The following is a 4,143-nucleotide window of genomic DNA, read 5'->3' on the forward strand; positions in this document are numbered from 1 at the left end:
CGCCGGGCCCGGCCCGTTCGTCTTTCACCCGCGCGGGTACGGCCCGTTCGCCTTTCACCCGCGCGGGTACGGCCGGGGCAGCCGGGTCCGTCGGGTTCACCGAATCCGTCAGGCCCCTCGGGTTCGGCGGGTTCGGCGGGTTCGGCGGGTTCGGCGGGTTCGGCGGGTTCGGCGGGTTCGGCGGGTTCGGCGGGTTCGGCGGGGCCATCAAGTCCGTCGAGGCCGTCGGGTCAACCGGTCAGGTCGGTCGGCCCGATTGGGCCGGTTCGGGCGCCCCCGCCGGTGCAGCCGGTTCAGCCAGCTGGGCCAGTTGGGCCAGTTCCTTGGCCAGCGGGCCGTCGCCGTCGACCTCGGCCCGCCCCTCGCGCACCGCTTCGGACAGGGTGAGCAGACCCCGGGCCATCGCCTCGCAGGTGGCGGTGTCCAGGATCAGCAGCGCGTCGGGCCCGGCCGGCGCGGGTCCGTCGCCGTACACCGGCCCGTCCGCGTCGCCGTCACCGGCGTGCAGGTGGAACCTGCCTTCCTCCAGCCTGACTTCGAGGACGCCCCGGGCCGCGGGGACGTCCCGCAGCGCCCGCAGCAGCGGCAGCGCGAACCAGTGGGCGCGCACCGCGTCCGTGGGCCGCCGTTCGCCCAGCTCCCCCTCGCCCCACGCGCCCAGCGCCTGGAGCACCGCCCGCAACCCGCGGCCCCGGGACGTGAGTTCGTAGACGTACACGGCGCCCGGCGGGGGCAGCCGGCGGCGGGTGGCCAGGCCGTCGCGCTCCATGTCCTTCAGCCGCGAGGCCAGTACGTCCGTGCTCACGCCCGGCAGGTCGGCGTGCAGGTCCGTGTAGCGGCGCGGGCCGGCGAGCAGCTCGCGGACGATCAGCAGGGTCCAGCGGTCGCCGACGACGTCGAGCGCGCGGGCGGCGGAGCAGTACTGGTCGTAGCTTCGGCGAGGTGGCATGCGACGCAGTCTAGACATGTTGTTGGACTTTCCAAGCTCCCACTTGGTAAAACCAAGCAACACCAGATATCCGAGAGGCGGCGGCGCATGGAGTTCCGGCAGTCCAACAAGCTCAGCGAGGTCTGCTACGAGATCCGCGGTCCGGTGATCGAGCACGCCAACGCCCTGGAGGAGGCGGGCCACAGCGTGCTGCGCCTGAACACCGGCAACCCGGCGCTGTTCGGCTTCGAGGCGCCGGAGGAGATCCTCCAGGACATGATCCGGATGCTGCCCCGGGCCCACGGCTACACGGACTCGCGCGGCATCCTCTCCGCCCGCCGCGCGGTCGCGCAGCGCTACCAGGACCGGGGCCTGGAGGTCGACGTCGACGACGTCTTCCTCGGCAACGGCGTCTCCGAGCTGGTCTCCATGGCCGTACAGGCGCTGGTGGAGGACGGCGACGAAATCCTCATCCCCGCCCCGGACTTCCCGCTGTGGACGGCCGTCACCACGCTGGCCGGCGGCAAGGCGGTGCACTACCTGTGCGACGAACAGGCCGACTGGTACCCGGACCTGGACGACATGGCGTCGAAGATCACCGACCGCACCAAGGCGGTCGTGATCATCAACCCGAACAACCCCACCGGCGCGGTCTACCCCAAGGAGATCGTCGAGGGCATCCTCGACCTGGCCCGCCGGCACGGCCTGATGGTCCTCGCCGACGAGATCTACGACCAGATCCTGTACGACGACGCCGTGCACCACTCGGCCGCCGCGCTCGCCCCCGACCTGGTGGTCCTCACCTTCTGCGGCCTCTCCAAGACGTACCGGGTGGCGGGCTTCCGCTCGGGCTGGCTGGTCGTCACCGGCCCCAAGCAGCACGCGAAGAGCTATCTGGAGGGCCTGACCATGCTGGCCTCCATGCGGCTGTGCGCCAACGCGCCCGCCCAGTACGCCATCCAGGCCGCTCTGGGCGGCCGCCAGTCCATCCACGAACTCACCGCCCCCGGCGGCCGGCTGTACGAACAGCGCACCGTGGCCTGGGAGAAGCTGAACGAGATCCCTGGCGTGTCGTGCGTGAAGCCGAAGGGCGCGCTGTACGCCTTCGCGCGTCTGGACCCCAAGGTCCACCGGATCCACGACGACGAGAAGTTCGTCCTCGACCTGCTGCTGCGGGAGAAGATCCAGGTGGTCCAGGGCACCGGGTTCAACTGGCCCGCCCCCGACCACTTCCGCATCCTCACGCTCCCCCACGCGGACGACCTGGAGGCGGCCATCGGACGGATCGGCCGCTTCCTGGGCGGGTACCGGCAATAGCCCTCATACCCTGGTGGCATGGGTGACCTTTTTATCGTCCGGCACGGTGAGACCGAGTGGTCCCGATCCGGACGGCACACCGGCCGCACCGACGTCCCGCTGACCGAGCGCGGCCGGGAGGAGGCGCGCCGCCTGATGCCGCTGATCCGCTCGCACCGCATCGGCGCCGCGTTCGTCAGCCCGCTCCAGCGGGCGCGGGAGACGGCGGAGCTCATCGGTCTGCACGACGTACGGATCGACATGGACCTCCAGGAGTGGGACTACGGCGCGTACGAAGGGGTCACGACCGTCGAGATCCACCGCACCCGGCCGGGCTGGTTCCTGTTCACCGACGGCGTGCCGGCGGGCCCGCCCGAGCGTCCCGGGGAGACCCCGGAGGAGGTCGGCGAGCGCGCCGACCGGATGCTGGCCAAGGTGGACGCCGCGCTCGCCAACACCGAGGGGTGCGTCGTGCTGGTGGCGCACGGTCACCTCCTGCGGGTCCTCACCGCCCGCCGGCTGGGACTGCCCCCGGCGGACGGCGCGCTGTTCCAGCTCGCGACGGGGGCGCTGAGCCGACTGAGTACGGAGCACGGGCGGCCGGTGCTCGCCGGCTGGAATGTCAGACCCCACCCGTAGCCTTCGAGTGGGTCGCCCCGCGGCCCGGGGCCAGGGAGGGAGTCCTGCCGTGACACGACCGCCGACCGCCGCACAGCGGCGGGTGATCGACGCCGCCGAGCCCGTGACCGGACGGCTGCGGGGCACCGAGGCGCAGCTCGCGGCGCTGGTACGACACGGGCTCGCCTTCCGGCACCCGCGGCCGCCCCACGACCACTTCCTGACGCCGGCCGGGCACCGGATACGCGAGACGGCCGACCCCGTGCCGCAGACGGCGGACCGGCCCCCGCACGGTTCGCCGACCGGGACTGCCACGCCCCCCGGGGCCCCCGCGGCCGACGGGGTGTTCGCCGCCCGGGTCGGCGGCGAGGACCGGCCGCAGGGGTCCGACGGGCCGGACACCGCCGCGGGCCGCGCACGGGCGCGGGAGGTGCACAGCGCCTGGCAGGGCCTGCTGGAGCTGCGCCGGATGACCGGTCCGGGCGGCGCCACGGAGCTGCCCTGCGGCTGGGAGCGGGCGCATCTGGTGCGGGCGGCCGCGCTCGCCCTGGAAGCGGCGGGCCACCGGCCGGCGGGCCCGGACACGGCCGGCTACCGGGTACGCGCGACCCCGCAGCCGGAGGCCGTCGCCGTGTACGAGCCGGACGGCGAGGCTCTGCGGGCGTGCGCGCGCACCCTGGAGAAGGCGGGCTGGCAGGCCGGCGAGCACACCGACCCCCGGACTCGGGAGCGCTATCTGCTGGCATCCCCGCGCCGGGCCTGACACCCGTGCCGAGATCGGCGGACCGGGCACCGACGCACCCGACGACGAGTGCACGACGACGAGAGGAAGAAGCAGTGAGCGAGCCGTTTTCCGTCCGGGTGACCGTCCGCGGTTACGAGACGGACGTACAGGGTCACCTCAACCAGAGCGTGTACCTCAACTACGCGGAGCACGCCCGCTGGTCGTTGCTCAAGGCGGCCGGCATCAGCCAGTCCGGGCTGGTGGCCAAGGGAGTGGGCCCGGTCGCGCTGGAGACGACCATCCGTTACCGGCGAGAGCTGCTGGCGGGCGACGAGGTCGAGGTGACCTGCGCGTTCACCTGGGGTGAGGGCAAGACGTTCCGGGTCGAGCAGACCATCCGCCGGACCGACGACGGCACGGTGGCCGCCGAGGTCACGGGGGTCGGCGGACTGATGGACCTCAAGGAACGCAGACTGGTGGCGGACCCGCGCGAGTACTTCCGGGCACTGGCGACGGACCCGGCCCTGTTCGGCCTGTGAGCCGGACCGGACCGGGCGGGACCGGGCGGGACCGGGCG

The 4,143-nt window shown here is 73.1% G+C and carries 5 protein-coding genes; 4 read left to right on the top strand and 1 reads right to left on the bottom strand.

Going from position 1 to position 4,143, the window contains the following annotated elements; all coding sequences use genetic code 11:
- Positions 1-238 precede the first annotated feature (238 nt).
- Positions 239-949, bottom strand: a complete 711-nt coding sequence (locus FNH09_RS45055) for a winged helix-turn-helix transcriptional regulator (protein ID WP_152895662.1) — start codon at positions 947-949, stop codon at positions 239-241.
- A gap of 87 nt (positions 950-1,036) precedes the next feature.
- Between FNH09_RS45055 and FNH09_RS45060 the strand changes: the two genes are divergently transcribed.
- The 4 genes from FNH09_RS45060 to FNH09_RS45075 all read left to right on the top strand — a co-directional run bounded on the left by FNH09_RS45060 (position 1,037) and on the right by FNH09_RS45075 (position 4,105).
- The gene (locus FNH09_RS45060) at positions 1,037-2,245 is read left to right on the top strand and encodes a pyridoxal phosphate-dependent aminotransferase (RefSeq protein WP_152895663.1); all 1,209 of its coding nucleotides are present in this window, start codon (positions 1,037-1,039) and stop codon (positions 2,243-2,245) included.
- An 18-nt stretch (positions 2,246-2,263) separates the two neighbouring features.
- A complete protein-coding gene (locus tag FNH09_RS45065; RefSeq protein WP_152895664.1) occupies positions 2,264-2,863 on the top strand; it encodes a histidine phosphatase family protein in 600 nt (199 codons plus the stop codon).
- A 49-nt stretch (positions 2,864-2,912) separates the two neighbouring features.
- Entirely contained in the window at positions 2,913-3,605 is a 693-nt protein-coding gene (locus FNH09_RS45070) for a hypothetical protein (protein WP_162470073.1), read from the top strand.
- Between the two features lie 74 nt (positions 3,606-3,679).
- Complete coding sequence (locus tag FNH09_RS45075; protein ID WP_162470074.1) at positions 3,680-4,105, top strand: thioesterase family protein; 426 nt, start codon at positions 3,680-3,682, stop codon at positions 4,103-4,105.
- The last annotated feature ends 38 nt before the right edge of the window (positions 4,106-4,143 follow it).

Source organism: Streptomyces adustus (assembly GCF_009377175.1).
Taxonomy (GTDB): domain Bacteria; phylum Actinomycetota; class Actinomycetes; order Streptomycetales; family Streptomycetaceae; genus Streptomyces; species Streptomyces adustus.

What these genes read in the sequence shown, in the direction of transcription:
- FNH09_RS45055 (WP_152895662.1), bottom strand. Translation starts at nt 949, where the DNA reads ATGCCACCTCGCCGAAGCTACGACCAGTACTGCTCCGCCGCCCGCGCG.
- FNH09_RS45060 (WP_152895663.1), top strand. Translation starts at nt 1,037, where the DNA reads ATGGAGTTCCGGCAGTCCAACAAGCTCAGCGAGGTCTGCTACGAGATC.
- FNH09_RS45065 (WP_152895664.1), top strand. Translation starts at nt 2,264, where the DNA reads ATGGGTGACCTTTTTATCGTCCGGCACGGTGAGACCGAGTGGTCCCGA.